The organism is Sandarakinorhabdus sp. FBCC-B8862, from assembly GCF_059745315.1.
In genome coordinates, this window is sequence record NZ_CM185574.1 from 638,744 (window position 1) to 663,130 (window position 24,387).

Annotated in this window: 18 protein-coding genes; 13 read left to right on the top strand and 5 right to left on the bottom strand. The window is 64.6% G+C overall.

Features of this window, described 5'->3' with window-relative positions:
• The first annotated feature begins 1 nt into the window (after position 1).
• Entirely contained in the window at positions 2-1,846 is a 1,845-nt protein-coding gene (thiC, locus tag AC6BOR_RS03105; RefSeq protein WP_498059748.1) for a phosphomethylpyrimidine synthase ThiC, read from the top strand.
• 408 nt (positions 1,847-2,254) lie between these two features.
• On the top strand, positions 2,255-4,072 hold the full coding sequence (locus AC6BOR_RS03110) for a hypothetical protein (RefSeq protein WP_498059749.1): 1,818 nt from the start codon (positions 2,255-2,257) through the stop codon (positions 4,070-4,072).
• 114 nt (positions 4,073-4,186) lie between these two features.
• Here AC6BOR_RS03110 and AC6BOR_RS03115 read toward each other — a convergent pair whose 3' ends face one another.
• Together AC6BOR_RS03115 and AC6BOR_RS03120 are read right to left on the bottom strand one after the other, a co-directional pair.
• Complete coding sequence (locus tag AC6BOR_RS03115; RefSeq protein WP_498059750.1) at positions 4,187-4,831, bottom strand: GGDEF domain-containing protein; 645 nt, start codon at positions 4,829-4,831, stop codon at positions 4,187-4,189.
• A 298-nt stretch (positions 4,832-5,129) separates the two neighbouring features.
• The gene (locus tag AC6BOR_RS03120; protein WP_498059751.1) at positions 5,130-5,903 is read right to left on the bottom strand and encodes a Coq4 family protein; all 774 of its coding nucleotides are present in this window, start codon (positions 5,901-5,903) and stop codon (positions 5,130-5,132) included.
• Positions 5,904-5,996: 93 nt separating this feature from the next.
• Here AC6BOR_RS03120 and AC6BOR_RS03125 point away from each other — a divergent pair, with 93 nt between their 5' ends.
• From AC6BOR_RS03125 to AC6BOR_RS03150, 6 genes are all read left to right on the top strand, one after another.
• Entirely contained in the window at positions 5,997-6,335 is a 339-nt protein-coding gene (locus AC6BOR_RS03125) for a hypothetical protein (protein ID WP_498059752.1), read from the top strand.
• Between the two features lie 5 nt (positions 6,336-6,340).
• Entirely contained in the window at positions 6,341-7,021 is a 681-nt protein-coding gene (gene radC / locus AC6BOR_RS03130; RefSeq protein WP_498059753.1) for a RadC family protein, read from the top strand.
• 91 nt (positions 7,022-7,112) lie between these two features.
• The gene (locus AC6BOR_RS03135; protein ID WP_498059754.1) at positions 7,113-8,564 is read left to right on the top strand and encodes a circularly permuted type 2 ATP-grasp protein; all 1,452 of its coding nucleotides are present in this window, start codon (positions 7,113-7,115) and stop codon (positions 8,562-8,564) included.
• Between the two features lie 156 nt (positions 8,565-8,720).
• Positions 8,721-9,662 (top strand): alpha-E domain-containing protein, encoded by a 942-nt coding sequence (locus tag AC6BOR_RS03140; RefSeq protein ID WP_498059755.1) that lies wholly within the window; start codon positions 8,721-8,723, stop codon positions 9,660-9,662.
• A gap of 9 nt (positions 9,663-9,671) precedes the next feature.
• A complete protein-coding gene (locus AC6BOR_RS03145; protein WP_498059756.1) occupies positions 9,672-10,505 on the top strand; it encodes a transglutaminase family protein in 834 nt (277 codons plus the stop codon).
• Between the two features lie 61 nt (positions 10,506-10,566).
• Positions 10,567-11,331, top strand: a complete 765-nt coding sequence (locus AC6BOR_RS03150; protein ID WP_498059757.1) for a proteasome-type protease — start codon at positions 10,567-10,569, stop codon at positions 11,329-11,331.
• A 9-nt stretch (positions 11,332-11,340) separates the two neighbouring features.
• On the opposite strand, the gene AC6BOR_RS03155 is transcribed toward AC6BOR_RS03150, so the two are convergent.
• Complete coding sequence (locus AC6BOR_RS03155) at positions 11,341-12,561, bottom strand: MFS transporter (protein ID WP_498059758.1); 1,221 nt, start codon at positions 12,559-12,561, stop codon at positions 11,341-11,343.
• A gap of 103 nt (positions 12,562-12,664) precedes the next feature.
• On the opposite strand from AC6BOR_RS03155, the gene AC6BOR_RS03160 reads away from it, so the two are divergent.
• On the top strand, positions 12,665-13,441 hold the full coding sequence (locus AC6BOR_RS03160) for an SDR family NAD(P)-dependent oxidoreductase (RefSeq protein WP_498059759.1): 777 nt from the start codon (positions 12,665-12,667) through the stop codon (positions 13,439-13,441).
• A 6-nt stretch (positions 13,442-13,447) separates the two neighbouring features.
• On the opposite strand, the gene AC6BOR_RS03165 is transcribed toward AC6BOR_RS03160, so the two are convergent.
• Positions 13,448-14,416: an MBL fold metallo-hydrolase gene (locus AC6BOR_RS03165; protein WP_498059760.1), complete on the bottom strand. Its 969-nt coding sequence runs from the start codon at positions 14,414-14,416 to the stop codon at positions 13,448-13,450.
• A 281-nt stretch (positions 14,417-14,697) separates the two neighbouring features.
• On the opposite strand from AC6BOR_RS03165, the gene AC6BOR_RS03170 reads away from it, so the two are divergent.
• The 4 genes from AC6BOR_RS03170 to AC6BOR_RS03185 are packed head-to-tail and all read left to right on the top strand — an operon-like array spanning position 14,698 to position 20,752.
• Positions 14,698-15,837, top strand: coding sequence for an efflux RND transporter periplasmic adaptor subunit (locus tag AC6BOR_RS03170; RefSeq protein ID WP_498059761.1), 1,140 nt, complete (start codon positions 14,698-14,700; stop codon positions 15,835-15,837).
• Between the two features lie 10 nt (positions 15,838-15,847).
• Positions 15,848-18,925 (top strand): efflux RND transporter permease subunit, encoded by a 3,078-nt coding sequence (locus tag AC6BOR_RS03175; protein WP_498059762.1) that lies wholly within the window; start codon positions 15,848-15,850, stop codon positions 18,923-18,925.
• 43 nt (positions 18,926-18,968) lie between these two features.
• Positions 18,969-20,183 carry a DUF445 domain-containing protein gene (locus AC6BOR_RS03180; protein WP_498059763.1) on the top strand — a complete coding sequence of 405 codons (1,215 nt, stop codon included), beginning with the start codon at positions 18,969-18,971 and terminating at the stop codon, positions 20,181-20,183.
• A gap of 8 nt (positions 20,184-20,191) precedes the next feature.
• Positions 20,192-20,752, top strand: coding sequence for a GNAT family N-acetyltransferase (locus AC6BOR_RS03185; RefSeq protein ID WP_498059764.1), 561 nt, complete (start codon positions 20,192-20,194; stop codon positions 20,750-20,752).
• Between the two features lie 49 nt (positions 20,753-20,801).
• On the opposite strand, the gene AC6BOR_RS03190 is transcribed toward AC6BOR_RS03185, so the two are convergent.
• Entirely contained in the window at positions 20,802-24,386 is a 3,585-nt protein-coding gene (locus AC6BOR_RS03190) for an ABC transporter permease/M1 family aminopeptidase (RefSeq protein ID WP_498059765.1), read from the bottom strand.
• Between the last annotated feature and the right edge of the window lies 1 nt (position 24,387).

The window sequence follows — 24,387 nt, forward strand, 5'->3', positions numbered from 1 at the left end:
CATGGCCGATATCAATTCGAAACTGGAAATGCCGGTCACCACCGGGCCGCTGCCGGGCAGCCGCAAGATCCATGTCGCCGGCGTCATCCATCCGGAATTGCGCGTCGCCATGCGCGAAGTGGCGCTCGATCCTTCGGCCAAGGAACCGCCGGTGCGCATCTATGATCCCTCCGGCCCCTACACCGATGCCGCCGCCAGCATCGATATCGCCGCCGGCCTGCCGCCGCTGCGCACCGCCTGGATCGAAGCGCGCGGCGATGTGGAGCGCTATCCCGGCCGCGAGGTGAAGCCGGAAGACAATGGCGTGGTGAACGTCCCCGGCGGCAAGTCAGACGTTGCCGAATTCCCCAACGTCGTGAAGACGCCCCTGCGCGCCAAGGCCGGCGCTGCGGTTACCCAGCTGGCCTATGCCCGCCGCGGCATCATCACGCCCGAAATGGAATATGTCGCCATCCGCGAGAACATGGGCCGCGCCGCCGCCATGGAGCGCGCCCGCGACGGCGAAAGCTTCGGCGCCGCCATTCCCGATCATGTCACCCCCGAGTTCGTGCGCGACGAAATCGCCCGCGGCCGCGCCATCATCCCGGCCAACATCAACCACCCCGAAGCCGAACCGATGATCATCGGCCGCAACTTCCTGGTGAAGATCAACGCCAACATCGGCAACTCGGCCGTCGCCTCCTCCATCGCCGAGGAAGTCGAAAAAATGGTCTGGGCCACCCGCTGGGGCGCCGACACGATCATGGACCTTTCAACCGGCCGCAACATCCACAACACCCGCGAATGGATCCTGCGCAACTCGCCGGTTCCGATCGGCACCGTGCCCATCTACCAGGCGCTGGAAAAGGTCGGCGGCATTGCCGAGGATCTCACCTGGGATGTGTTCCGCGACACGCTGATCGAACAGGCCGAACAGGGCGTCGACTATTTCACCATCCACGCCGGCGTCCGCCTGGCCTACGTGCCGCTCACCGCCAACCGCGTCACCGGCATCGTCTCCCGCGGCGGCTCGATCATGGCGAAATGGTGCCTCGCCCACCACAAGGAAAATTTCCTCTACACCCACTTCCGCGAGATCTGCGAGATCATGCGCGCCTATGACGTGTCGTTCAGCCTTGGCGACGGCCTGCGCCCCGGCTCCATCGCCGACGCCAACGACCGCGCCCAGTTTGCCGAGCTCGAAACCCTTGGCGAGCTCACAAAGATCGCCTGGGAGCAGGATTGCCAGGTGATGATCGAAGGCCCCGGCCACGTGCCGATGCACAAGATCAAGATCAACATGGAAAAGCAGCTCGAAGAATGCGGCGAAGCCCCCTTCTACACCCTCGGGCCGCTCACCACCGATATCGCGCCGGGCTATGACCATATCACCAGCGGCATCGGCGCCGCCATGATCGGCTGGTTCGGCACCGCCATGCTCTGCTACGTCACTCCCAAGGAACATCTCGGCCTGCCCGACCGCGACGACGTCAAGGTCGGCGTCATCACCTACAAGCTCGCCGCCCACGCCGCCGACCTCGCCAAAGGCCACCCCGGCGCCCAACTCCGCGACGACGCGTTGAGCCGGGCAAGGTTCGAATTCCGCTGGCGCGACCAGTTCAACCTGTCGCTCGATCCCGAAACGGCGATGGCCTACCACGACGAAACCCTGCCCGCCGAAGGCGCGAAAGTCGCGCACTTCTGCTCCATGTGCGGGCCGAAATTCTGCAGCATGAAGATCACCCAGGACGTCCGCGACTACGCCGCCAAACAGAACAGCACCGACATGCTGGAAGCCGGCATGGCGGAGAAGTCGGCCGAATTCCGCGCCAAAGGCAGCGCGATCTACCTGCCAGCCGCCGAATAATCACCTCTCCCCTCGGGGGAGAGGTCGGACTCGGCGCAGCCGAGCCGGGTGAGGGATTTGCGCCGGCTGACACCCGTCTCCCACCGCCTGCCCTGCCCCATCAAAGAACCAAGAAGAAGCCTCCGGCGGGCAGGGGCTGGGCCCCTGCACCCACCTTCGTTGGCTCGGCCCTCACATCCCAATCGCCGCCCATTGCGACTTGCGGGGCCGAATTCGGGCAACCCCTCCAAGCAATCTGTTCCTTTGAAGCCGGATAGGCGTTTTGGAGATTTCGCCACATCGGCATCGCTGTTTTAAAAGAAAACTGCTGCGCCGGTCTGTCCCGCTCTCACCGAATTTATCACTTGACCTTGATGATATTGAACACAATCTTTTTGGAACTTCCTTATATTCTGAGAGGCGGTGTTCATGTCCCGACTGCTGGTGCGCGGCTCTCATACAAAAGCCAGACAATGCCGCCACATCGCGAGCATCCTCGCCTGCACGGCGATCCTTGCTGGGCCAGTGTTTGCCGAGACCGCATCGCCTCAACCCATCATCATCCCCACTGGCCTTGGCGACGTGACCGAGGTGACCATCCGCCCCAGTTCCGGTGCGCAGTTGGGGCTGGTGCAGTTCGAAATCGCCGGATTTCCCATGGAATCCTTTGGCATGGCGTTGATCAGCGACAGTCCTCTGCGCCTGCGCCGATCCATACTCGTGCCAAACACAAAGTGGACGCGGAATACGAACGGCTGGTTCTCCTTCAAAGACGAACCGCTCAAGCCGTCTGGCCCGGATGGCTTCGTCTACATGCCAGCGGCTGGCGGAATGGCTGACAAGGCGACCACCATGCGGTTTGCGTTCGAACCGGTAGAGCAAGGTCGGAGCGCAACGATCAAAGTGACGTTCTTTCGCCATGAAGATCGGACCCGGGGGGTACTCAAGGACCGCGTGAAGGTCTTGTCTCCGCAAGACGCCCGTGAACGGCTGGCCCATTTGAACCGACGTTCAACCAGCGGCAATGACGCTGCTATGGTGCCGCATGGCGCAATTCGGCCGCAGCTTGCCTTGGCGAACACAACGCCCGACGTGCCGGCCAACATCACGCCGGTGTTGCGTCCCTATGCCGAACGTCTATTGGCTGAAGGAAAGCGCAATGCCGTGATCAACCTGGCGAAATTGGGCCTGGTCTCGCTTGAGAACGGCCTTCTCAAGCAAGCGGAATGGAGCTTTGATCAGGCCATTCGCGCGGTGGAAACCATCCAGATTGAGGACAGCGCCGCAAGCAAGGCGCGCTCGCTCTTTGGCATGGAAGCCATGAAGGATTTCAAGGGCGAGCCTTATGAGCGGGCCATGCTATTTTATTATCGAGGCCTGACGTATCTTGCCCGCGGTGATTTCCAGAATGCCCGCGCCGCCTTCAAATCGGGCGAACTTTTCGACACGATGGCCAGCACGGAAGCCGCACAATCGGATTTTGCCATGCTGCACTATCTGATGGGCTGGACGTCGCTATGCCTAAACGACCAAGCCAAGGCCGCCGAAGCCTTTGCCCTCGCCAGCGCTGCCGATCCCACCTACACCGCACCGGCAACATCTGAGAACACGCTGGCCCTATTCGAAATTGGCACTGGCCCGATCAAGGAACAGCGCGGAAACCAGCTGCAGTTGTTGACATTCACACCGTCGATTGGCGAGGAGCGCGGCGCCCACGCGGCAGTGCTTGTGGGTACCCGTCCCACACCCTTTGCTGCCAGCACCAGCATCTTCGCCCAGGCTTCGACTCGCGGCGGCCGCCCGATCGACTATTTGCTGGATGGCGAAGCCAAACTCCAAAACAGCGGCAATTTGGCCACTATTGGCGCCAGTATAGCTCTCGCCCCAGTCGGCCTCCTCCTCCTGGAACTGAACGGCAAGGTCCGCGCCGACGCAGACGCACGGACCTGGGAAAACCTGCCCGACCGGGTTGCAGTGCGGGCGATTGCCACCAAACCCACTGACACGCTGGCCTTCACCATCCAACCCGCAGACGCACCCGCCCGCATGGTGAAGCCCATGCTTTCCGCCACCGCCGGTCGATGCCGGATCGTGTGGGGCCGCTCACGCTCTGCGATGGAAACCGGCCCCGGCACTTATGGCGACGATTCCGACGCCGCCGCCATGCGCGCCAAGTCGACAGATCTCGCCGCGAGCGACGCAGCCTTCATCGCCGATCTGCGCCGCGAGCTGGAGGACTTGCGATAGCTCGGTCCTCGACGCCCCACACACAGCCTCGACACCAAAAAAGAGCACCAAGTGAAAACAACCGGGTGCAGGAGCCTCGCCCCTGCCCGCCGAAGGCCCCCTTCCTCGCTGAACTCAGGCCGCCATATGCACCCGGTTCCGCCCAGCGCGTTTGGCGCGGTACATGGCGAGGTCGGCGGCTTGCAGGGCGTCGGGCAGGGCCAGGTTGTGGTGGCTGGAGATGCCGATGCTGGCGGTGATGCGGATGGCGCTGCCGCTGTGATCGGGGATGGTCACCTGTTCGATGCCGGCGCGGATGGCGTTGGCGCGGGTGGTGGCGGCGTGATCGTCGGCGTGCGCCAGGAAGACGGCGAATTCCTCCCCGCCGATGCGGCCGACCAGATCATCCTGCCGGGCAAAGTCCAGCAGGGTGCGGGCGATGCCTTGCAGCACCTGGTCCCCCACGGCGTGGCCGTGGGTGTCGTTGATGGCCTTGAAGTGATCGAGATCGACGATCAGGATGCGGCCCGGTGCCTGCGCCTGCCGTTGTTCGGCGGCGGCGAGGAAGGCGGCGCGGTTGGCCAGCCCGGTGAGCGCATCGGTTTCGGCCAGCGCCTTCATCCGGGCATAGGCCAGTTGCAGTTCGGCGTTGAGTTCGGCGATCCTGGCCGCCTGCCGCGCCAGGGACCAGGAGATTGGCCCCGAAAGGCACAGCGGCAGCAGCACGCTGATCGCCCAATAGGGTGCGGGAATATCGTCCAGCCCCGGGATGCGCGACATCAGGGCCATCACCGCGACTGTCACGCCAACGGAGACCACAACTGCCCGAATGACCTTCCCCCAGATACGCATGGTGACGGTCGACTCGCCCCCTTTCATCGCCCGTCTTACAGGCAATTTGCAAAATCCCGAAATGCGGCCGCAGCAACGCGCCTGTCCTACAGCGGACGCATCTGATAGGGTCGCGTCAACTGGGCGGAGCCACGCGCGCCGAACGGCCCCCGCCCCGCAAAATCGCCGAGATGCGGAAAAAGTGGAAAAACGGCCCCGGAAAACCGGCGTTTTGCCCGATTTTCCGTCAGGCCAGGGCGGTTTCGCGCATCTTTTCCTGCACTTTCAGCTCGCCAGCGACCAGTTCTGAGACCTTGGGCATCAGCGGCACGAACGGCGCATCGCGGGTGAGGCCATATTCGGCGCGGATGTCGGCCAGCGGGCGGTGGATCTGGTTTTCGAAATCGACGAACTGGATGGAGCGCGCCCGGCGGCCGAGCGCCCAGCCATCGGTGATGGCGTCCATCGCCGGCTGGATCAGCCAGGGATCAACCAGCGTGGCGTGGCCCATGATGACCGACAGGGTCATGGCGGCATAGGGATAATCGGATTGGGCGAGACCAAAGGCCTGCAGCGCCAGCTCGTTCAGCGGCTGGGTGGTATAGCCGGTGAGGACATGGTGCAGATCATGCGTCTGATACCCGCGCAGCACCTTGTATTTCAGCACCGGCGGCAAGCGATTGAGCTTGCCGCTGGCTTCGAAATCGGCGGTGAGCCCGGCATAGCCGGCAGCAAGTTTCTCGGCGAGGCCGTTCACCACCATATGCTCCCGCCAGGCCGCACCCAGCGTGCCCGGCGCGCAATCGGCCACCATGGCGAGCGAAAAATCCGGCGCCATCCAGCCGGCGGCCGCCAGCGGGCCCTGTTCGGGATGATCGACAATCGCCGCCACATATTTGTCGATGGCGTCCTGCGGCGCCTGTTCCCACCATTCGTTGAACAGCAGATGCACGCCATAACGATAGAAATCATCAATGGCGGTGAGGAACTTCTCCCCGAACACACGGTCCACCTTGTGCATGGCGGCTCTCCTTCCAGATGTTGGGGAGAGTGGCATTGATCATTCGTGACGGCAAGCATTGGCCCTGCCAGCTATTGCAGTTATGCTGCCCCGATGCACGGCTTTGGACGCTTTGCCCTTTCCCTGCTGGCTGCACTGGCCGGATTTGTGGCGCTCAACATCGTGCTCGGCCCCTGGGCTGGGGCTGCGGCAGCGGCCGGGCTAGCCGCCTTCACCTGGCTGGGCAGTGGCAGCCGGCACCCGATCGTGCGTGGTGCGGTGCTAGGCGCCGGCTGGTGCGGCCTGATCGGCTTTCTGGGCGGCTATATCGGCCCGATGCTGTTTGACGGCGGCAATCTGGGGCCACTGCTGGGCATCTTCATCACCGGGCCCGGCGGCGTGCTGGTGGGCGCCCTGTGCGGTGCCGCCATCGCCGCCGGCAAGCCGGGGTGAGCGGTATGGGCGACGCCCCCTCCGCCACCGGCCATCGCGAGCGGTTGCGCCAGCGCCTGCTGTCGGGCGGCGGCGATGGGTTTCATGATTATGAGCTGCTGGAATATCTGCTCGCCCTCGCCATCCCGAGGCAGGACACCAAGCCGCTGGCCAAGCGGCTGATCGATGAATTCGGCAGCCTGGCCGCGCTGATCGCTGCCACACCTGAAGAGCTGAAGCGCGTGGACGGCCTGGGGGACGGCGCGGCGGCGGCAATCAAGTTTGTCGAGGCGGTCATGCTGCGCGCGCTGAAGACACGGGCGCTCGACCGGCCGGTGCTCAGCGGCTGGCAGGCGCTGCTGGATTATCTCCATGCCAGCCTGGCGCAGCGGCCCACCGAGCAGTTCCGGGTGATTTTCCTCAACAACCGCAACATCATGATCCGCGACGAGGTAATGAACGATGGCACCGTGAACGCCGCCCCTGTCTATCCGCGTGAGATCGTCAAGCGCGCGCTGGATCTTGGCGCTGCCGCCATGGTGCTGGTCCACAACCACCCGTCGGGCGATCCGCAGCCCAGCCGGGACGATATCCAGATGACCCGCGCCATCATCGAGGCCGGACGGCATCTGGGCCTGACCGTGCATGATCATGTCATCATCGGCGCATCCGGCCACAGCTCGATGCGGGCCGCCGGCCTGATCTGAGCCAGCCGCTATCTGAACCATACGCAATAATATCCTTGCGTTGTGGGCTCCAGCTTCGCACTAAAGTGACTGGACCATGGCGGGAGGGGCAATGCAGGCGCTGCCAGCCTTTGATGAAATGTTCGGCACCGGCGAAGGCTATGACAGCCACTCGCCCGAAGGCGTGACGGCCGCCTATCGCGCCATCCGGCAATGGCTGGCCGACAGCCCGGCGGAGCTAATGGCGGCGCGGCGGGCACAGGCGGAGTTGTTTTTCCGCCGCATCGGCATCACCTTTGCGGTCTATGGCGATGCCCAGGCGACCGAGCGACTGATCCCCTTCGATATCGTGCCGCGCATCATCACAAGGCCAGAATGGCAGCGACTGGAAAAGGGGCTGAAGCAGCGGGTGGCCGCACTCAACATGTTCCTGGCCGATGTCTATGGCACGCAGGAAATTCTGAAGGCTGGCATCGTTCCGGCCGAGCTGGTGCTGATGAACCCGGCCTATTGCCTGCACATGGTTGGCCGCCAGCCGCCGGGCGGCGTGTGGGTGCATATCGCCGGCATCGATCTGGTGCGCACCGGGCCGGATGAATTCTTCGTGCTGGAAGACAATGCCCGCACCCCGTCGGGCGTGTCCTACATGCTGGAAAACCGCGAGGTGATGCTGAAACTGGTGCCCGACCTGTTCGATCAGGTGAAGGTGGCGCCGGTGGAAACCTATCCGGAAAAGCTGCTGGAAACGCTGGCCAGCGTGTCCCCCCGCAAGCAGCGCGGCAGCCACCCCACCTGCGTGCTGCTCACCCCCGGCCAATACAACAGCGCCTTTTATGAACACAGCTTCCTGGCCGACAAGCTGGGCATCGAACTTGTCGAGGGCAACGACCTGTTTGTGCGCGATGATATCGTGTTCATGCGCACCACCGAAGGCCCGCAACGGGTGGACGTGATCTATCGCCGGCTGGATGATGATTTCATCGATCCGCTGGTGTTCAACCCAGGCTCCATGCTGGGGGTGCCGGGCCTGATGTCGGCCTATGCCGCCGGCAATGTCACGCTGGCAAACGCGGTCGGCACCGGCATCGCCGACGACAAGGCGATCTACAGTTATATGCCCGACATCGTGCGCTTCTACACGGGCGAGGAACCGATCCTGGCCAATGTGCCGACCTGGCGCTGCCGCGAGCCCGAAGCGCTGATGTATGTGCTCGATCACCTGCCCGAACTGGTGGTGAAGGAAGTCGATGGCTCCGGCGGCTATGGCATGCTGGTTGGCCCGCACGCGTCGAAAACCACGATCGCCGCCTTTGCCGCCAAGCTGAAGGCCAATCCGGAAAAATTCATCGCCCAGCCCACGTTGGCGCTTTCCACCTGCCCCACCGCCACCGATGGCGGCATCGCCGCCCGCCATGTCGATCTCAGGCCTTTCGTGCTCACCGGCAGCGACGGCGTGCGCATCGTGCCCGGCGGCCTCACCCGCGTGGCGATGACCGCCGGCAGCCTGGTGGTGAATTCAAGCCAGGGCGGCGGCACCAAGGATACTTGGATCATCGATGGTTGAAGCGATCGTGCCTTGCGTAAAACCTGTCATGCTGAACTTGTTTCAGCATCCATCGGCCTGCGCCCCAGCACGCGCGCACTGCGAGGCCTTGCTCCCCTGGATCCTGAAACAAGTTCAGGATGACGAGCGCCGCATGGCGCGAGCGGAGCTAGCGCCATGCTGAGCCGCACCGCCGGAAACCTGTTCTGGATCGGCCGCTATCTGGAGCGGGCCGATTTTTCCGCCCGCCTGATCGAGGCGACGCAGCGGCTGGCCGCCCTGCCCTCCTCTTACGGCGGCGCGTCCAACGCCTGGGAATCGGCGCTGGCCGCTGCCTGCCAGATTGATGCCTTCACCCAGACCGGTCTTGCCATCGACGAGCATGAGGTGACGGAATTCCTGACCCTGAACGCCGGCAACCCCTCCTCCATCCGTTCCTGCCTCGAAGCCGCGCGCTCCAACGCGCGGGCCGTGCGCACCGCGCTGACCGAGGAAGGCTGGGAGGCGATCAACACGGCCTGGCTGGAGGTCAGCCGTTATGGCACCCATCTTTCCAGCCGTGAAACGCTGGCGCAGCTGATCGAATATGTGAAGCATGCTGTGGCCGCCTTTGACGGCGCCGCCAACCGCACCATGCTGCGCGGCGATGCCTTCTGGTTCATCAACCTGGGCGCCGCCATCGAACGCGCCGACAATTCCGCCCGGCTGCTCGACGTGAAATATCATCTGCTGCTGCCGCGCGACGAGCCGGTGGGCGGCAGCCTCGATTATTTCCAGTGGACGACCATCCTGCGCACGGTTTCGGCGATGACCGCCTATCGCTGGGTGTACAATGACAGTGTGAAGCCCTGGCTGGTCGCCGATCTGCTCATCCTCAACCGGCAGATCCCGCGCAGCCTCGCCGCCTGTTATGACGAAATCCTGCGCCACCTTGATCTCTTGGCCAGCCACAGCGGCCGGCGCGGCCCGGCACATCGCCTCGCCAGTGCCGGCCATGCCCGGCTGGCCGGCGGCAACATCGATGCGATCTTTGGCCAGGGCCTGCACGAGTTCCTGACCCAGTTCATCGCCGACAACAACCGGCTGGGCGAGGCCATCGCCGAACAATATCTGTTCTGAAGAGCAAAGATGCGCATCAAGGTCGATTACCGCACCGTCTATGAATATGCCCATGCGGCCAGCGATGTGCTGCAGCTGCTGCGCGTGCAGCCGGCGGGGCATGAGGGGCAGCATATCGTCCATTGGCGGATCGACACCGATGTCGATGGCCATCTGAAGCGCGCCGAGGATGCGTTCGGCAACATCACCCACATGTTCTATCCCGATGGCCCGGTGAAGCGCCTGTCGCTCCACGTCGCGGGGGAGGTGGACACGGTGGAAAGCCATGGCGTGCTGTCGGGCGGCTATGAACCGCTGCCGGCACAGGTGTTCCTGCGCCAGACCGATCTCACCCGGCCCGATGATGCGCTGCTGGCCCTCGCCCGCCAGGTCGATGCCAGCGATGCGCTGGCGACCTGCCACCGGCTCACCACCTTGCTTTATGAACAGTTCAGCTTTGATCCCGACGTCACCCACAGCCACAGCGATGCCGCCCATGCCTTCGCCCTGAAGGCCGGGGTGTGCCAGGATTATGCCCATGTCTTCCTCAGCGTGGTGCGCACGCTTGGCATCCCGGCCCGCTATGTCTCCGGCCATCTGGTGCGCAGCGATGGCCTGATCACCCAGCCGGCCGCCCATGCCTGGGCCGAAGCGCTGATCCCCGATCTGGGCTGGGTGGCCTTTGATCCCGCCAACGGCATGTGCGCCACCGAAGCCTATCTGCGCGTGGCCGTGGGGCTGGATTATCGCGACGCCGCCCCGGTGCGCGGCGCCCGGCGCGGTGGCGGCATGGAAACCATGGCGGTGGCTGTCACCACCACGGCGGCCGCGCCGAACCAGACGCAGCTGCAGTCGCAGGCCTGAGCCCCTTGCCGGGCCGGCGCGGCCGGCGCAAACTCGGGCAAATGGCTTTGGGGGATTTCACATGACCTATTGCATCGGCATCCTGGTGCGCGAAGGGCTGGTGCTGATGGCCGACACCCGCACCAACGCCGGCGTCGACAATATCAGCAGTTACCGCAAGTTACGGGTGATGGAGCATGGGCCCGACCGGGTGATCATGTGCGCATCGGCCGGCTCCCTTTCGGTCACGCAAAGCGCCTTGTCCCGCGTCGCGCTGGGCGTGGTGATGCCCGACACTGGCGAGAAGGAAACGCTGGCCGATGTGCCCACCGTGTTCCGCGCCGCCCAGCTGGTCGGCCAGGCGCTGTCTGACGCCAAGGCCGAGATTGACCGGGTGGTGAAGGATGACAATGTCTACACCGATGCCACGCTGCTGCTGGCTGGCAGCATCGGCGGGCGGCGGCCGCGGCTGTTCCTGATCTATGGCGCTGGCAATTTCATCGAATGCCAGTCCGACACGCCGTTCCTGCAGATTGGCGAGACCAAATATGGCAAGCCGGTGCTCGATCGCATGCTCACCTATGAAACGCCGATGGCCGAAGCGATGAAGATCGCGCTGATCTCGTTCAGCGCCACCATGCGCTCCAACCTGGCGGTCGGCCTGCCGATCGACATCGCAACCGTCCGCTCCGGCATTTCCGATCTGGAACTCATCCACCGCATCGAGGCGGACGATGCCTATTATTCCGAACTCAACAACCGCTGGTCGAACGCCCTGCGCGCCGCCGCCGCCGCCATCCCGCTGCCGCAATATGCCAGCCAGCCGGAACAGGAATTGCGCAGTTAGGCCTGCGGATCAGGCCGCGGCCATCACCCCGGAGGGCCGCTCCCGCGTCACCCAGAGCATCACCGCCAGCACCAGGCCAACCATGCTCACCGCCGTCATCGACAGATAGCCCCATGCGGCATGGCCATCGGCCACCAGCGCGTCATAGAGATAGCCTGAAATGAAGGTGGTGAAGGCCTGCGCCGGGGCCGAGGCCAGCGCCATGTAGATCATCTGGGCAGTCGCGGTCTTTTCATCGCCCATCATCTGGTTGACCAGCCGCATCGCGCCGAGGAACACGGCCGCAAAGGTGCCGGCGTGCAGCACCTGCAGCGGCCACAGCAGGAGTTCCGGCGGCAGGAAGGCCATCGCCGTCCAGCGGATGATGCAGGCGATGGCGCCCACCAGGATCAGCGTTTCGCTGGCAAAGCGGCTCGACCAGTTGCCGAGGAACATCAGGAAGATCACCTCGACCGCCACGCCGACCGACCAGAGATTGCCGGCCACCGCCTGGCTGATCGCCTGGTCCTTGGTCCAGATCAGCACGCCAAAACCATAGAAATAGCCGTGGGTGGCCTGGAGGATGCCGGCGGCAAAGATCAGCATGGCAAAACGGCGGTTCTTCAAGAGGCCGACGCCCTCCATCAGGCGGCTGGCGAAGCCGGCCTCCTCATTGCCCTCCACCGGCTCCTTCGGCATCACGATGGCCGCGCCGATCAGGGCGATCGACACGCCCAGCAGCCAGGCCCAGATCGCCCACGGACCGTAGCCGCCGACCAGCGCACCAACACTGGACGATCCGACGATGAACGCGCCGGATGCCAAGCCACGCGCCACGCCATAGGGTGGCAGGCCCTTCTTGGTCAGCCGGATCAGCGCGGCCTCTACCGCCGGCAACAGGCCCCAGAAGCCCACATCCATCAACAGGATGATGCCGAACACCGGCCAGAAGCCCTGCACGAACCACAGCGCGGCAAAACCGGCGGTCAGCAGAAAGGAAAACAGGAACAGGGGCGCGCGCTTGTCGCTTTGCCCCGCCGCCCAGGCCGCCGTCAGCGGACCGGCAATGATGCGCGACAGGCCGCCAATGGTCAGCACCGTGCTGATCTGCACGCCCGTGAAGCCCTGGGTGGCATCCAGCCAGGTCGGCAGGTGCGGGATGAGCGCCCCGAACCCGGCAAAGAACAGGCACGACAGCAAGGTCGCGCGCACGCCGTTGGAGGACAGTGATTGCGGGGATGATTCGGCCATGTCGTTTGATGGCAGGCTGCAACCAACCTGTCATCTGTGGGGCGTGACATTCCCGGCGCCAGCGGCCTAGGATGCGCCAAACATCCACTGGGGAGACGACGCCATGGCCCTTCCGGCCCTTTTCGACCTCACCGGGCAGACCGCCCTGATCACCGGTTCCAGCCGCGGCATCGGCAAGGCGATCGCCCACCGCATGGCCGAACATGGCGCCAATGTCGTCATCTCCAGCCGCAAGGCCGATGCCTGCGAGGCGGCGCGGGACGAGATCAACGCCGCTGTCGGCCGCGAAGCCGCGATCAGCCTGCCGGCCAACATCGCATCGAAGGAGAGCCTGCAGGCGCTTGTCGATGCCACCATCGCCAAATGGGGCCAGATCGACCACCTGGTCTGCAACGCCGCCAGCAATCCCTATTATGGCCCGCAAGCTGGCATCTCGGATGAAGCCTTCACCAAGATCCTGCAGAACAACATCGTCTCGAACCATTGGCTGATCTCGATGGTCGCGCCGGCCATGCGTGCCCGCAAGGGTGGCACCATCACCATCATCAGCAGCATCGGCGGCCTGCGCGGCTCCACCATCATCGGCGCCTATTGCATTTCGAAGGCCGCCGACATGCAGCTGACCCGCAACCTCGCCTGCGAATATGGGGCGGATAATGTGCGCGTGAACTGCATCGCGCCCGGCCTCATCAAGACCGATTTTGCGAAAGCGCTGTGGGATGATCCCGACACCCTCAAGCGCTCCACCGCCACCGCGCCGCTGAAGCGTATCGGTGTGCCCGATGAAATCGCCGGCATGGCGGTGTTCCTGGCCGGCAAGGCCGGCGCCTTCACCACGGGCCAGAATTTCGTGATCGATGGCGGCGTGACGATTGCCTGATCGGGCTCAGCGCCGGTCGTAGTAAATCTGCCCCATCAGGCCGAACAGGCGGATGGCATCAGGCGGGGTCGGATCGTTGTTGAACTCGCGATAGAGCGTATCGACATTCACCGCGATCCGCTCGGCGTCCTTCCAGCTGGCGTAGCGCCCCAGGCCAATGTCGCGCGCCGCCGCTTCGGCCGACAGGCCGGCGGCGTGGCGGGCACGGGCTTCATCGCGGATATAGGCCAGATACTCCGCCACCTCGCGCACCCCGGCCTTGTCGGTCAGCGGGCCGTGGCCTGGCACGATCACGTCCACATCCATGGCAATGATGCGCTCGCAGGCAGCGATCCAGTTCGACACCGGCCCGGCCCACATGATCGGCGTGCCCTCGATGAACAATATGTCACCGGTGAACACCGCCCGGCCCTGCGGCACATGCACCAGCACGTCGCCGGCCGTGTGCGCCGGCCCCACCTCGATCAGCTCGGCCGACTTGCTGCCAACAATCAGATGGTCGTGCCCGCAGAAGGTGCGGGTCGGCGGCCGCTCCTCCACGCCGGCAAAATCGAACGGAGCAAACACCTCGGCGAAATAGGTGCCGGCGATGCCCAGTTGCCCTGCCGCGCCCGCCGCCTTCAGCTGGGCCAGCAGCTTGGGCGAAAACGCCTCCATCTCCCGGGCCGAGGCTTCGGAGGCGATGATCTCCGCCCCATGCAGCAGATGATTGCCGTGGGTGTGATCGCCATTGGCATGGGTGTTGACCACCTGGCCGATGGTGGACGCGCCAAAGCCCGTGGCACGCTCCATGCCGGCCAGCATTTCGGCTGTCAGCGCCGTGTCGAACAATGTGTCCACCAAGGCGGCGGCGCCATCGCCGGGGCGGCCATCCACGATCAGCCCGGCGTTTGACCAGCCCCAGCCCCCGTCGGGCTGCAGCCAGGCAAACAGGCCGTCACCGATTTCTTGCAAGCCCTTGCTGTAACCCGGCATCGGCAGTCCCCTTTTGCTGACAACTGTTGTGCCAATACTGGCGCTTCTGGCGCGCGGCGTCACGCCCATCTTGATCAGCGGCACCGTGCCACCCTGCCGCTTTGCCGAGTCGGGCTCAATTCGCCTTTCGGGTGGCGCAAATTTAAGCTATGGAAGCGCCTTGCATGCGGTGATGTATTCCGATAATACACCCGCAAAGGACCATGACCATGAACGCGCACAATGCCCCCCCGTCCCCCGCCACAGCGGCGGTGTTTCCGTTCACGCCTGCAGGCGAATCGGTGGCTGAGGCGCCGGTCCGGCGCAACCGCTGGTTGAAGCCGGCGCTGATCGCGCTGGCTGTCGGCCTGGCCGGCGTTGCCGGCTGGAAGGTGTTTGCGCCTGCGGCAAAGCCGCCGGCGGCTGCCGCAACCAGCAACCTTCCGGAAGTGACCGTGATGGTGCCGGGCAGCACGATGATGGCCGATGCCGTGGTGGCGCCCGGCAGCATCGCCGCGCGCCGCGATGCCGCGGTGGGTGTGCAGGGCGAAGGCGGGCGTGTGGTGCGCGTGTTGGTCGAACCCGGCCAGCGGGTTGCCGCCGGCCAGGTGCTGGCCCAGATCGACCGCCAGGTGCAGACGCAGGAAATTGCCCAGCTTGCCGCCAGCGTGCGCCAGGCCAAAGCCGAAGCCCGGCTGGCGGAGGCCAATTTGGCCCGCGCCGAGTCGCTGGTCGCCAAGGGCTTCATCAGCCGGGCCGACATTGATCAGCGCACCGCCACCCGCGATGGCGCGATTGCCCGCGTGGGCGTCGCCCGCGCCCAGTTGGCAGCAGCCCGGGAACGTGCCGAACGGCTTGACGTGCGCAGCCCGGCTGCTGGCCTGATCCTGTCGCGTTCCGTGGAAGCTGGCCAGGTGGTGGGCCCCGGCAACGGTGGCCTGTTCCGTCTGGCCGAAGGTGGCATGCTGGAAATGCGTGCCCAGGTGGCCGAACAGGATCTCGGCCGGATCAAGGTTGGGCAAACGGCATCCGTGACGCCGGTTGGCACCAGCGAGAGCTTTTCCGGCAAGGTTTGGCTGGTCGATCCGCTGATCGATCCCGCCAACCGCCAGGGCATCGTTCGGATCCAGCTCGAATATGCACCCGGCCTGCGCGTCGGTGCCTTTGCGCGTGCCCGGATCGATGCCGGCCAGACCAGCCGTCCGCTGCTGCCGCAGTCGGCCGTGCTTGCCGACGCCGATGGCAACTTCGTCATGGTCGTCGGCAAGGACAACCGGGTGGAACGCCGCGCCGTCACAGTGGGCACCATCAGTGATGCCGGCGTCGGCATTGCGTCTGGCCTCAATGGCTCGGAACGTGTTGTCGCCAGCGCCGGTGCCTTCCTTAAGCCGGGCGACAAGATCAAGCCGGTGACAGCATCCCCCGCCACCAGAACAAACTGAGCAAGAACCCATGCGCAACATCTCTGCCTGGTCGATCAAGAACCCGGTGCCGCCGCTGGTGCTGTTTGCCCTGCTGGTGCTGGCTGGCGTCCTGTCGTTCCGCGCCATGGACATCAACAACCAGCCGGACGTCGAGTTCCCGGGCGCGCAGATCATCGTGGCCCAACCGGGCGCCGCTCCTGCCGAGCTGGAAAACCAGGTGACGCAGCGTGTCGAGGCGGCGGTGCGCAACATCACCGGGGTGGATGAAGTCAACAGCTTTGTTTCCGAGGGGCAGAGCCGCACCATGGTGCAGTTCGCCATCGGCACGCCGATCGACCGCGCCGTCAACGACGTGCGCGACGCCGTGGCCAACATCCGTTCCGATCTGCCGCAGGGGATCCTGCAGCCGCAGGTCAACCGGCTCGATATGGCCGGCGGGCCGATTGCCTATTTCTCGGTTGAATCGACCGCGATGACGCTTGAGGAGCTGAGCTGGTTTGTCGACAACACGGTGGCCAAGCGCCTGCTGGGTATTCCCGGCATGGCCCAGGTGCGCCGCGCTGGCGGGGTGAGCCGCGAAATCCGCGTCGTTCTCGATCCCGATCGCATGCAGGCCTACGGCGTCACAGCCAGCCAGGTCAATGCGCAGCTGCGCCAGGTCAATCTCAATGCGGCCGGCGGCCGGGCGGAAATCGCCGGCGCCGAACAGTCGGTGCGGGTGCTCGGCAATGCCCGTAACGCCAACGGTCTCGCTGAAACGCAGATCAATCTGGGTCTGGGTCGCAGCATTCGCCTGGGCGACATTGCCGAGGTGCGCGACTCTTATGCCGAACAGCGCAGCATTTCCAAATTGGGTGGCCGCCAGGTGCTCAGCTTCAGTCTTGCCAAGGCCAAGGGCGCGTCGGATGTCACCGTCTATGACGCTGCCGTGAAGGAGCTCGACAAGATCCGGGCGCAATATCCCAAGGTGCAGATGCGCCTGATCTTCACGTCGGTCGAATACACGAAGATGCAGTACCGCGGCGCCATCGACGCGATGATCGAAGGCGCTGTGTTGGCTGTGCTCGTGGTGCTTTGGTTCCTGCGGGACTGGCGCGCCACCATCATTTCAGCGCTGGCGATTCCGCTGTCGGCTGTGCCCACCTTCTGGTTCCTCGATGCCTGGCTGGGCTTCAGCCTCAATCAGCTGTCGCTCCTGGCGCTGAGCCTCGTGGCCGGCGTGCTGGTGGACGATGCCATCGTGGAGATCGAGAATATCGTGCGGCACATGCGCATGGGCAAATCTGCCTGGCAGGCATCGATGGACGCGGCTGACGAGATTGGCTTGGCCGTGGTGGCCACGACCATGTCGATCGTGGCGGTGTTCCTGCCGGTGGCGCTGATGCCGGGCATCTCTGGCCAGTTCTTCAAGAATTTCGGCGCAACGGTCGCCGTGTCGGTGCTGATCAGCCTGGCCGTGGCCCGCCTGATCACGCCGATGCTTGCCGCCTATTTCCTCAAGAGCCATGGCCAGGCTGAACATGGCACCGGCAAATGGGTGGACAGTTACATGAACATCCTGGGCTGGGCACTGGCCAACCGCCACAAGACTGTGTTTGGCATCGGCGGTGCTGCGCTGGCCATCACAGTGGCGCTGTTCGTCATGCTGCCCAAGACGTTCCAGCCTGATGTCGACAATGACGACAGCCAGGTCACGATCGCCCTGCCCCCCGGCGTGACGCTGGCCCAGACCGAGGCTGTCGTGGACCAAGCGGTGAAGGTCGTCGAATCCTCGCCGGACCTGGCGCTTGCCTTTGCCGATGTCGACGTTGGCGGCGGCAATATCTATCTCACCCTCAAGAAGGACCGGTCGATGCACCGCATCGATTGGGAACGCGCCATGGCGCCCAAGCTGGCCGCCATTCCTGATGCGCGCATCGGCTTTTCCAACCAGGGCGGTGGCCCTCCGGGCGGTCGCGACATTGGCGTGACACTGACCGGCAATGACCCGGACCTGCTTGATCGCGCGGCTCGCAAGGTTGTGGAAGAAATGCGTGCCATGCCCGAACTGCGCCAGGCCCGCATCGATGGCGGACTCCAGCGGCCGGAAATCACCATCAAGCCGCGGCTTGATCTGGCGGCGGAACTGGGTGTCACCACGGCGGCGCTCTCGGAAACCATCCGCATCGCCACCCTGGGTGATATCGATCAGAATGTTGCCAAGTTCAGCGTGGCCGATCGCCAGATCCCGATCCGGGTCGCACTGGCTGAATCCTCGCGCCGCAACCTCTCGACAATCGAAAACCTGCCCGTGCCCACAGCCCGCGGCGGCACTGTTCCGCTGAAGGTCGTGGCCGATATCAGCTTTGGCGCTGGTCCCACCGAAATCCGCCGCTTCAACCAGCAGCGCCGGGTGCAGATTGGCGCCGATCTCGCGCCGGGTCTGCTGTCGGGCGACGTGCAGGCGAAGGTGGACCAACTGCCAGCACTCAAGAATCTGCCGCCTGGTGTCGAAAAGGTTCAGCTGGGCATGCAGAAGTGGATGGGCGAGCTGATCCAGAACTTCATCCTGGCCGTGATTGCCGGCATCGTGATGGTGTTCGCCGTGCTCGTGCTGCTCTACAAGCGGGTGCTGCCGCCGTTCGTCAACATGATGTCGCTGCTGCTCGCCCCGCTGGGTGGCCTGATCGCGCTCGCCCTCACCGGCAATGCCATTTCGATGCCGGTATTCATCGGCCTCCTCATGCTGCTGGGCATCGTTGCCAAGAACTCGATCCTGCTGGTTGACATGGCGATCGAGGAAATGGGCAAGGGCGTGCCCAAGATCGAAGCCATCCTGGAAGCCGGCCACAAGCGCGTGCAGCCGATCATCATGACCACGGTGGCCATGGTTGCCGGCATGATGCCGGTGGCGCTGGCGCTGGGCGGTGATGGTTCGTGGCGTGCGCCGATGGGCATCGTCGTGATTGGCGGCCTGATCGTGTCGACCGCCCTCACCCTGATCATCGTGCCGGCTGGCTTCTCCATCGCGGTCTCGGTCGAGGAATGGCTGGCCCCGCGCATGAAGCGCTGGTTCACCAACAACGAAGGGACTGCTAAGGTCGGGTCAGTCACCCCTGCGGAGTGAGGCCGTTCTGACCAGCCTGTTGCCGGAGTCGCCCTTTCACCGGATGCGCCTGATCGCCACGCTGCTGCTGGCGACGATGGCCCTGATCTTTTGCGCCTGCCTGATCTGGCGGCATGCGCATCCGGCTGTGCCCTGGGTGATGGCGTTCAGCGAAGCGGCCATGGTGGGCGGTCTGGCAGACTGGTTTGCCGTTACCGCGCTGTTCCGCCGCCCGCTGGGCCTGCCCATTCCCCACACGGCCATCATTCCCGAACAAAAGGACCGACTGGGCGACACGCTGGCCCAGTTCCTGAAGGACAATTTCCTGAAGCCCCAGGTGGTGGCCCGCCGATTGGAGGATGCCGATCTGGCCGGCGTGCTCGGCCGCTGGCTGACCAAGCCGGCGCCGGAAAGCCCGTCTCCCAACCGCAAGCGCGGGTTGGCACCGCTTGTCGCCCGGCTGGTCGAGGCGCTGGACGAACCGGCCATCGCCAAGCTGGTGGAAGATGTGGCCCGCGGCCGGCTGGAAGAGATGAAATTGTCGCCGCTGGTCGCCGACGCCATCGACACGATGGTGGCCAAGGGCCGCCACGAGCCGCTGATCGACACCGGCATCGACTGGGGTCTGGCCACGTTGACCGATGAAGCCCCCACCATCCGCGACATGGTGACGGAACGCACCAACTGGCTGCTGCGGCTGGCGGGTGCGGATGAATCCATGTCCAACACGATGATCGGCGCCGTGCAGCGGCTGCTGGTGGAAATGAAGCAGGATCAATATCACCCGGTGCGGCTGCGCATCGTGGAGGCGCTGCGCCAATGGGCCTTTGATCTGCGCCACTTCCCCGAAACGCAGGAGCGGGTGGAGGGCTTCAAGTCCGATCTGATGGCCAATCCCGCCATGGCCGGCTGGGTGAATGGCTTGTGGACCAGCGCCCGCGCCGCGCTGGTGCGCGGGTTGAACGATCCTGAAGGCAACCGGCTGGGCAGCGCGCTCGCCGCCGTCGGCCAGCGCATCGAAGGCGACGAGGATCTGAAGCGCAGCCTCAACACCGCCCTGCGCCGCGCCGTGGTTGGCCTGTCGCACGATCATGGCGATGCCATTGTCAGCCTGGTCTCGCAAACCGTGCGCGGTTGGGATGCGCAGACCGTCACCGAAAAGGTGGAGGAAGCGGTGGGCCGCGATCTGCAGTTCATCCGCATCAACGGCACGCTGATCGGCGGCTGCATCGGTGTCGTCATTTATGCCAGCGCCCGTTTCGTGCTGCTGCCGCACTGAGGACGCCCATGCTTGATCGTCAGCCCCGGCTTGCCCACCCGCAGCTCAGCCTGCGCCCGGCCACGCCCGATGACTGGCCGGCCCTGTTCGCCGCCGCCAGCGATCCCGGCATCTGGGCCGGCCATCCGGCGCATGATCGCTGGCAGGAACCGGTGTTCCGCGCCTTTTTCGAAGATGGCCTCGCCGGCGGCGGCATGCTGGTGGCCGAGGCGGCGGACGGCGCCATCATCGGCTCGTCGCGCTTCGATTTCACCCGGGCCGACCCCGGCGAGGTGGAGGTGGGCTGGACCTTCCTGGTGCGCCGCCACTGGGGCGGCAAGGCCAACCATGTCATGAAGGCGCTGATGGTCGGCCATGCGCTGCAGCAAGTGGAGCGGGTGATCTTCATGATCGGGGAGACCAACCTGCGCAGCCGCACCGCCGTTACCCGCATCGGCGCCACGCTGCAGGATCGCACCTCGACCGTCCAGCTCTCCACCGGGCCGGTCGTCCACCTGTTCTACGCCATCGACCGCGCCGGCTTTGCCGCCGGTCCGCTGGCGCCGCACTGGGCGCAGCGGCTGGCCTGAGATCCTTCCCAAGACGCGGGGCGGATCTGCCGCCCGCCAGCACCGCGGCTCAGTTCACATCCACCAGATTGTCGTCCGAATTGCGGTCGACATATTTGTTGTAGGGGTCAACGCCCGCCACAGTCGGCTTCACCTTGGTGATCAGCACCAGCGTCTGCAGGCCGGATTTGACCGGCAGCCGCTGCATCTGCACGACATTGGCGCGGTTGAACTCGCCCTGGCCCGGCCGGGCCGTGAACAGGCCGATATCAATGTTGTTCAGCAGCGCCGCCGCCGTTTCCACGCCCTTGCCATCGGCATGATATTTGCCGGCATCCACCACCAGCCTGGTTTCCCAGCGGCCATCGGCAAGTCGGCGCGTCGTGGCCGATTTCGCCTTCAGGTCATAGATGGTGATGCGCTCCAGGAGATCGCTGACCAGCTGGCGCTCCTCGTCGGTGCGGGCCAGCCGCTTGTAGCCATCCACAAGGATGGTGGCATCGACATAAGGCTGGCTCTTGAACTTGTGTGCCGCCAGCAGCCCGGCCAGCATCGCGTTGACACGATCCTCACCCAGCCGGTCAGCCAGCAGATACATCACCACGCTGCCCTTGCGATAATGGATATAGCCCTGGTCCTCGACCCGGTTAAGCGGCAGCTCCTCGATCAGCTCGCCGCCGCGGCTGCGCAGATAATTGTCCAGCTCATATTTCAGGAAGCGGCGGATCTTCTCCTCGCCGTAAATCTGCTTCATCACCATCAGCGCCGAATATTGCGCCATGGTTTCAACAAACAGTGTGCCGCCCTGCTTTTCGGCGCTGATGATCTGGTGGCCCCAATATTGGTGGCCAAGCTCGTGCGCGGTCACATAGGTGACATAGTCGATCTGTTCCGGATCATCATTGGCAGCCAGAAAACCGATGGCTTCCGAAAACGGAATGGTGCCGGCAAAGGCCTGCGCAAAGCTCTCATAGCCCGGAAACTCGATGATGCGGGCATAATCGAACTGATACGGGCCGAAATTCTTGCGGTAATAGGCCAGGCTGGTCTTCATCGATGCCAGCATGCGGTCCACATTATAGGCATGGCGCGGGTGGTGATACACCGTCAGCGCCACACCATCAGCCGTGGCGGATTTTTCGGCATAGGCTGCCGACTGCACCGAGAAGAAGCTGAGGATCGGCTGCGGCGAGACAAAGCGCGCGATGCGGCGCCCGCCTTCCACCCGGTCTGCGACCTTGCGGCCCGGTGCAATCGGCGTCTGGCTGGCGGTGGTGGAGAGGGTGATGTCACTGTTCACCCAATCGGCGTTGCCCAGATAATTGCGCTGCAAGGCGGCCTGGTCTTCCAGCTTGGGCAGCCGCTGTTCGGGCGGCAGGCCATATTTGCGCCGCTTCGCCCGGTCGCGCAGCAGCCCATCCTTGCTCATGCCGATCAGCGGCATGAAATCGGTGTTGTTCATGAAACTGCCGTTGCCGATGAGGTTGGTGTCCTCACCGCGCGCCGGAAAACCCTTCTGCTCGCGGGTCACGACGAAATCCACCGCGAGGCGCGCGCCCGGTGCCAGCGGCCGGTCAAAGCGATAGATGCGATATTTGTTGGTCTCATCGTTCAGGGTCAGCCGGGCGCCGGGCACGTCGATGCGCTCGATCCGGCTGGCCTGAGACCCCATGCGCAGGTGCAATTGCGCCAGCGGCGCGCCAGTGTCGTTCACCAGCTTCACCTGCCCGCGCGACACCATGCGCCGCTGCTCGGGGTAAAGATCAACCGCCAGCCTGATATCCGTGGCCGACGGTTGCGGAAGCTTTTCATAGCGGATGTAGCGCTTTTCCAGATCGGCCTGCTGCGCCTCAAGATCATCGCGGGTGCGATAATCATTCAGCTGGTTGGTGTTGTGCCACACCCAGGCCCCGCTGGCGCCCGCACCGGCCAAGCCGGCCACCAACAGCGCCAACGGCATGCCGCGCAGCCGGCGCGGCAGCGCCCGCAGCCGCGGCCACAGCGCCACATCGGTGCCACGCCGCCACAACAGGTGCGCCAAGACCGCCAGCACCAGCGACACCAGGTTCCAATAGACCGACAGCCACAGCCCGCCGAGCGCGCCAATCTGGTTGCCGTTGAGATCGGAATAGCGTGCCGGCGGCGTCGCCCCGAAATTGTAGAGCGGATGTTCAAAGCCGATATTGGAAAGGGTGATGGAGGCGACGAGGTAGACCACCATCACCGCCCAGCCGGCATATTTGTTCGGGCTCAACGCCTGCACGAACACCGCCAGCACCGCCAGCTGCACCATGCCGATACCGGTGGGCAGAATATACCACAGCAGGAACTTGCCCGGCTCCAAGGCGTCCACGCCGCGCCACAATTGCACCACCATCGCAGCCAGAACGGACACCAGAAGCGTGGTGAACAGCACGCCGGCAACGGCCAGAACCTTGGGCACGAGATAGGCCCAGTTGGGCAGCGACGTGCTGTCCACGATCTCGTGGAACTTGCGGTCCCGGTCCCGCCACACCACCTCGCCGGCGTAATAGATGGCGATGATGATCGGGAAGATGGTGAAGCTGCCAGCCAGCACCTCGATCAGGGCAAAGGTCAGCGGGCGGGCCGGGGTGCCGTAAATCTCGTTGGCAAACAGCAGCGCACCCACACTGTTGAACAGGCCGATGATCAACAGCACGACATAGGCCGGGCTCTTGAACACCAGACCCATCTCGAACCGGATGCGGACCCACAGCCGGCTCCAGGCGGCAGTGCGCTGGTTGGGCATGGGCAGGCGCTCCACCAGCCGGGGCGCGACGGCAGCGGCCTTGGCGGCCTTGCGCGCGGCACGGGCAGCGGCACGGGCCGACAGACCGGCTTCGCTGAAGCGGAATTTCCAGCTGGCAAAGCCGAGCGCCGCCAGCGCCACGCCCAGCCAGATCGCCCGGTTGGCCAACAGGTTGGCGGTGATTGGCGGGGTCAGCCCGTTGCGCTCAGCCGCTGTCCAGTAGCGCGTGGCATTGCCAACCGCCGCCAGGGCAAAGGGCTCGATCAGGCCGGCGGTTTCGCGCAGTTCCGGCTTGCTGCGCAAGAACCCGTTCAGCACCAGATACAGCACCAGGAACACCACGACGCCGACATAGCTGTACATCATCGATCGCGTCGCCGTGGCCACCGCAAAGAAGATGGCCGAGGTGAGCAGCACGTTGGGCAAGGCCAGCGCGAAATAGGCAAAGGCATAGTCGCCGAGCCGGTTCGGTCCCAGGGTTTCCGGGTCCACCCACGGCATCAGCGATCCGGCAAAGATCGCCAGCGGCACCACCAGAAACGCCACCGCGCCGGCCAGCGCGGCGCCGGTGAAGCGCCCGAACAGATAATCGAACTTGCGCACCCTGGTGGCCCGCACCATCGGGCCAAAGCCGCTCTCATCATCCCGCACGATCACATTGGCGACAAAGGCCGTGGTGACGAACATGAAGAACAGCGACAGGATCTGATGCACCTGCGCGATGGCAAAGGGCGCATTTTTCTTCACATTGCCGCCCGAGCCGATCTGGATCTGGTCAACCGTCATCGCCCCGAAGGTGATCAGGAAGAACAGCACACACACCACCCAGAACACCGGGTTGCGCAATTGATACCGCAGCTCAAACCGCGTGATGGCGCCAAACATG

What these genes read in the sequence shown, in the direction of transcription:
- thiC (WP_498059748.1), top strand. Translation starts at nt 2, where the DNA reads ATGGCCGATATCAATTCGAAACTGGAAATGCCGGTCACCACCGGGCCG.
- AC6BOR_RS03110 (WP_498059749.1), top strand. Translation starts at nt 2,255, where the DNA reads ATGTCCCGACTGCTGGTGCGCGGCTCTCATACAAAAGCCAGACAATGC.
- AC6BOR_RS03115 (WP_498059750.1), bottom strand. Translation starts at nt 4,831, where the DNA reads ATGTCGCGCATCCCGGGGCTGGACGATATTCCCGCACCCTATTGGGCG.
- AC6BOR_RS03120 (WP_498059751.1), bottom strand. Translation starts at nt 5,903, where the DNA reads ATGCACAAGGTGGACCGTGTGTTCGGGGAGAAGTTCCTCACCGCCATT.
- AC6BOR_RS03125 (WP_498059752.1), top strand. Translation starts at nt 5,997, where the DNA reads ATGCACGGCTTTGGACGCTTTGCCCTTTCCCTGCTGGCTGCACTGGCC.
- radC (WP_498059753.1), top strand. Translation starts at nt 6,341, where the DNA reads ATGGGCGACGCCCCCTCCGCCACCGGCCATCGCGAGCGGTTGCGCCAG.
- AC6BOR_RS03135 (WP_498059754.1), top strand. Translation starts at nt 7,113, where the DNA reads ATGCAGGCGCTGCCAGCCTTTGATGAAATGTTCGGCACCGGCGAAGGC.
- AC6BOR_RS03140 (WP_498059755.1), top strand. Translation starts at nt 8,721, where the DNA reads ATGCTGAGCCGCACCGCCGGAAACCTGTTCTGGATCGGCCGCTATCTG.
- AC6BOR_RS03145 (WP_498059756.1), top strand. Translation starts at nt 9,672, where the DNA reads ATGCGCATCAAGGTCGATTACCGCACCGTCTATGAATATGCCCATGCG.
- AC6BOR_RS03150 (WP_498059757.1), top strand. Translation starts at nt 10,567, where the DNA reads ATGACCTATTGCATCGGCATCCTGGTGCGCGAAGGGCTGGTGCTGATG.
- AC6BOR_RS03155 (WP_498059758.1), bottom strand. Translation starts at nt 12,561, where the DNA reads ATGGCCGAATCATCCCCGCAATCACTGTCCTCCAACGGCGTGCGCGCG.
- AC6BOR_RS03160 (WP_498059759.1), top strand. Translation starts at nt 12,665, where the DNA reads ATGGCCCTTCCGGCCCTTTTCGACCTCACCGGGCAGACCGCCCTGATC.
- AC6BOR_RS03165 (WP_498059760.1), bottom strand. Translation starts at nt 14,416, where the DNA reads ATGCCGGGTTACAGCAAGGGCTTGCAAGAAATCGGTGACGGCCTGTTT.
- AC6BOR_RS03175 (WP_498059762.1), top strand. Translation starts at nt 15,848, where the DNA reads ATGCGCAACATCTCTGCCTGGTCGATCAAGAACCCGGTGCCGCCGCTG.
- AC6BOR_RS03180 (WP_498059763.1), top strand. Translation starts at nt 18,969, where the DNA reads ATGCGCCTGATCGCCACGCTGCTGCTGGCGACGATGGCCCTGATCTTT.
- AC6BOR_RS03185 (WP_498059764.1), top strand. Translation starts at nt 20,192, where the DNA reads ATGCTTGATCGTCAGCCCCGGCTTGCCCACCCGCAGCTCAGCCTGCGC.
- AC6BOR_RS03190 (WP_498059765.1), bottom strand. Translation starts at nt 24,386, where the DNA reads ATGTTTGGCGCCATCACGCGGTTTGAGCTGCGGTATCAATTGCGCAAC.